This window comes from Photorhabdus tasmaniensis (genome assembly GCF_011189505.1).
GTDB classification, from domain to species: Bacteria; Pseudomonadota; Gammaproteobacteria; order Enterobacterales; family Enterobacteriaceae; genus Photorhabdus; species Photorhabdus tasmaniensis.
In genome coordinates this window covers 1-927 of record NZ_PUJU01000169.1, presented here as the reverse complement: position 1 = coordinate 927, position 927 = coordinate 1, and the positions used below count along the sequence as shown (strand labels likewise).

Sequence of the window (927 nt, the reverse complement as noted above, 5' to 3'; positions counted from 1 at the left end):
CATCTCCCTGAATCTGGCCGCCCCGGTTGGTGAGCGTCTGTTGGGCCGTTAAGTCGACTTTACCGCCGCGAATAAAGCCGCTGTTGGTCAGATTGTTGGCGGTCAGTTGCGTGACGTCACGCCCGCTTATCGTGCCGCTGTTAGTGATATCGCCCTGACTGTTAAGGGCCACGGTATTGCCGGCCAGCAAAGCGCCGTCACTGCTCAGGTCGCCCTGACGGACACGCGCGTAAACCTGCGGCACAGTCACCACCTCGGTCGTGCCATCCGTCAGGGTCACTGTCTGGTTAGTCAGCCAGATAATATCCGAGGTCAGCAGCGCCATTTGGGCTGGACTGAGGGCAACGCCGGGGGTGAGTTGTTGGGCTTTACCGAAAGCCACTCCGGCATCCATCAGCGCTTTAAACTGCGCTTCATCATTGTGGTAACCGGGCAGATAACGCTGGCCGGTCAGTTGAGTGATTTGGTCCCGTACCAACCGCTGTTCATAGAATCCGTCGCCTAACCGTTTGTGCACTAACGCCGGGTCATGGGTGAGTTGTTGCTGCATGTAGTCCGAACCCAGCCAGGGTTTATACTGCGTAAATTTCGGGTCGGTCTCCACCAGATAGTGGCTGTCACTGCCCGGTTGCACGGTGTACAGGCTGTTATCCGGTAATCGGGTATCGGGCGTGATAATGCGGATGACCGGGTCAACCGTTTGTCCTTTGACAGTTTCCGGGGGCAACGTCAGTTCAAACGGCTGACCGGGTGGCAGCACTAAGGGCGCGTTGTTTATCCCGGCAACCGGTTTCACGGCAGTGGGGGCTTGCTGCACTTGCCCGGTCTGGCGATCCGCTATTGGGATACCGGCAGCCTCTGGCCGGGTATGGTCCTGCCAGGCCAGCGTGTTCAGGTCAATCGTTTCTGTCACCGGGCCCCGTTTAT

General features: G+C 58.4%; 1 pseudogene. It reads right to left on the bottom strand.

The features are described 5' to 3' along the window. Nucleotides 1-927 (bottom strand): annotated as a pseudogene (locus C5471_RS23360) (S-layer family protein); the annotation flags it as partial.